The organism is Algoriphagus sp. (assembly GCF_024642405.1).
GTDB lineage: Bacteria > Bacteroidota > Bacteroidia > Cytophagales > Cyclobacteriaceae > Algoriphagus.
The window spans coordinates 1-3372 of sequence record NZ_JAHEBC010000397.1 but is presented as its reverse complement, the minus strand read 5'-3'; the positions used below and the strand labels follow the sequence as shown (position 1 = coordinate 3372).

The 3372-nt window shown below is 39.1% G+C and carries 4 protein-coding genes; all 4 read left to right on the top strand.

From position 1 onward, the window contains the following. A partial coding sequence (locus Q0L68_RS18375; RefSeq protein WP_296705712.1) for an efflux RND transporter periplasmic adaptor subunit occupies window positions 1–793 on the top strand: 793 nt, incomplete at its 5' end. Between the two features lie 83 nt (window positions 794–876). After that, a complete protein-coding gene (locus tag Q0L68_RS18370; protein ID WP_296705711.1) occupies window positions 877–1242 on the top strand; it encodes a four helix bundle protein in 366 nt (121 codons plus the stop codon). 117 nt (window positions 1243–1359) lie between these two features. Then, window positions 1360–2058: an ABC transporter ATP-binding protein gene (locus Q0L68_RS18365; protein ID WP_296705710.1), complete on the top strand. Its 699-nt coding sequence runs from the start codon at window positions 1360–1362 to the stop codon at window positions 2056–2058. A 92-nt stretch (window positions 2059–2150) separates the two neighbouring features. Beyond that, on the top strand, window positions 2151–3372 hold a 1222-nt coding region (locus Q0L68_RS18360), incomplete at its 3' end, for an ABC transporter permease (protein ID WP_296705709.1).

Here is a 3372-nt window from a genome sequence, read left to right as displayed (position 1 = left end):
CAGCTTACTCGAGCCACAATACAAAAGATTTAAAGAGCTTCATGAGAAAAAGCTGGTTTCTGACCGTGAATTCGAAGAAGTGAAAGAACAATATGAATACAACCTTAAAAGAAAGGAATTGACTTACGCTTCTTACAGAAGTGATTCAATAGCGAGATCTTATCAGTTAGCCCAGCTTCGCCAGTCAGAAAGCAGAATGAATGCTTCGTTAAATGGAGTAGGGCAGATTCTGAATAATTTGGTGATCAAGGCTCCTATATCTGGTCAATTGGCGATGGAACAGATCGAAGTGGGGCAAGCAATCAATTCCGGTGAGCGATATGGTCAGATTGATGTCCTGGATGAATTTAAAGTAAGAGTACCGATCGACGAATTGTATTTGCCAAGAATTGGTCAGGGTTTGAGAGGGAAATTCACTTTGAGTGGGGTAGATCATGAACTGGAAATCATGAAAATCTATCCAACGATTACCAACGGACGATTTGAAGTTGATATGAAATTTACCGGAGATAGCCCAAGCGGAATCAGAAGAGGACAAAGCGTAAGAATCAGACTTGAACTAGGAGATTCTGAACAAAGCTTGCTTTTACCTACAGGTGGATTTTTCAAAGATACCGGAGGTAACTGGGTATTTGTTCTTAATTCAGCAGGAAATGCAGAAAAGAGAAATATCCGACTAGGAAGAAAGAACCCTGAATTCTATGAAGTGCTGGAAGGGTTGGTAGAAGGAGAAAGAGTCATCGTTTCGGGATATGAAAACTTTGGAGATAATGAGATTTTGGATTTGAACTAGATTGAAGACTGAAGACTGAAGACAGGAGACGGGAGACAGAAGATGGAAAACCTGAGAAATGAAATTTTAGCATAAAAAAATAGATGGAGTATAAAGGAAGCTTCAAATTCGAGAAATTAATTATTTGGCAAAAGGCCATGGATTTGGCGGAAGAGGTTTATGATGTTTCTAAAAAATTTCCAAAAGATGAGATTTATAATTTGACAAGTCAAATTCGAAGGTCGTCCGATTCTATTGCACTCAATATCGCTGAGGGATCTGTAGGACAAACTAACCCAGAGCAAATTAGATTTATTGGTTACGCATCAAGGTCTTTGGCTGAGGTCGTTACTTGTTTACATAAATCAAAAAGAAGAATGTATATAGAAGAGCCAGAGTTTGAAAAACTTTACTCAGATTGTTTTAATCTGATGAACATGATAATAGGATTTAAAAATAAAATTAAATAATTCAAGATGGATTCCTGATTCTTAGGTCTCCTATCTTAAAAATTAAAAACAATCAAATACAGGTGGATGATCAAATTACTTCGGTCTTCGGTCTCCCGTCTTACAACTTAAAAAAATATGCAAAACGTAATCAAAACCGTCAATCTCCGAAAAATGTATGCCACGGAGGAAGTAGAAACTACTGCTTTGGACAGCATTCAGATCGAAATCAAAAAGGGTGAGTTTGTTGCCATCATGGGTCCTTCAGGATGCGGTAAATCTACCTTGTTGAATATCCTTGGTTTATTGGATAATCCAGATGCTGGTGAATACCATTTCCTAGACAATGAAGTTGCCAATTTCTCTGAAAGACAGCGCTCTTCCTTGAGAAAGGGAAATATCGGATTCGTGTTTCAGAGCTTTAACTTGATCGATGAATTAACAGTATTCGAAAACGTGGAGCTTCCACTTCTTTACTTAAAGATTCCTGCTGACGAGCGCAAGACAAGAGTAGAAGAAGTTTTGACTAGAATGAACATCATGCACAGAAGAAATCACTTCCCGCAGCAGCTTTCCGGTGGTCAGCAGCAGCGTGTTGCGATCGCAAGAGCAATAGTAGCAAAGCCTTCTGTAATCCTTGCCGATGAGCCTACTGGTAACTTGGATTCTACCAACGGTGAAGAAGTAATGAGACTTTTGGAAGAATTGAATAACGAGGGAACTACTATCGTAATGGTAACTCACTCTCCACATGATGCTAACTATGCTCACAGAACCATTAACCTATTCGATGGAAAAGTGGTGACTGAGAATATCAGGGAGCAGTTTCACGTTTAACGTCACTGCGAGGAACGAAGCAGTCTCGATTTTTAAGATTGCTTCGCTCTGCTCGCAATGACGTTTAAAACCCTCCACTAAACCAACACAACATGCTACGCCACCAGATCCTATTGGCCTTCAGAAGTTTTATGAAGTCTAAGCATATTTTTGCGATCAATCTTTTTGGACTGACAATAGGTTTAACGACCGTTATCCTGATTCTTCTTTGGGTCAAAGATGAATTGAGTGTCAATCGCTATCACGCACAGATAGATCAGATTTACACTGTGATGACGAATCATGATAACTCCACAGGAATCGTCACTATTCCTTATACTCCTGCCGAGATGGCAGAAGCTATGAAAGCGGAATTGTCACAAGTCGATAAAGCAACGGCTATTTCCCCTTTTATTGAAGGAGTTGCTTTCGAGCAGGGAGAGACCAAAATGAATGGTGATGGTTTTTTTGTAGATCAGGAATATTTCCAGATTTTCGATGTGGATTTTCTCTCAGGAAATCCTGAAAAAGCCTTAACTGATATTAATGCAATTACTATTTCTGAAACTCTGGCCAACAAACTTTTTGGAAGCCCACAATTGGCTTTAGGCAAATCTTTAAAATGGCAGGTTTTTGATTTTAACAATGAAGTGGAAGTTACGGGGGTCTACAAGGACTTCGGGAAATTAGATCTTATTAAGCCTGATTTTTTATTGGCATTCCCATTTTTCAAGCAAATGCTGGGAGAAGGAGCCCACTGGGATAATTTCAATGCTACCGCAACCGTCTTATTGAAAGAAGGAACTGATGTAGATGCTTTTAATGATCAAGTCAACGATTTTATAAAAAATAAAGAGGCAGAATCTAATGTTTCGGTCTTTGTTCAACCATTTGGAGATACCTATTTATACGGAACTTATGAAGATGGAAAAGTTGCAGGTGGTAGAATCAGCTATGTGAAAATCTTTTCCGTCATCGCTATTTTCATCCTGATCATCGCCTGTATCAATTTCATGAATTTGACCACTGCCAGATCCATGAGCCGGCTGAAAGAAATCGGTGTCAAGAAATCCATGGGTGCAAGCCGAGGTGGACTTTTTGGCCAATTTATTACAGAATCTTTGGTGCTGACTTTGTTTGCTGTGGTTTTGGCAGTGCTAGTATCTTATGTGCTACAGCCATTTTTCAATCAAGTAACTTCGAAAACCTTAGCACTTTCATTTCAACCCGATGTTATACTCATTTTGCTTGGCGTTTGGTTGATTACTGGATTACTGGCAGGAATCTATCCAGCTATCTATTTATCTAGATTTAAACCTGTGGAGGTGATGAAAT

Excerpts from the sequence above, each read along its gene's own strand:
- Q0L68_RS18370 (WP_296705711.1), top strand. The coding sequence starts at position 877 with ATGGAGTATAAAGGAAGCTTCAAATTCGAGAAATTAATTATTTGGCAA.
- Q0L68_RS18365 (WP_296705710.1), top strand. The coding sequence starts at position 1,360 with ATGCAAAACGTAATCAAAACCGTCAATCTCCGAAAAATGTATGCCACG.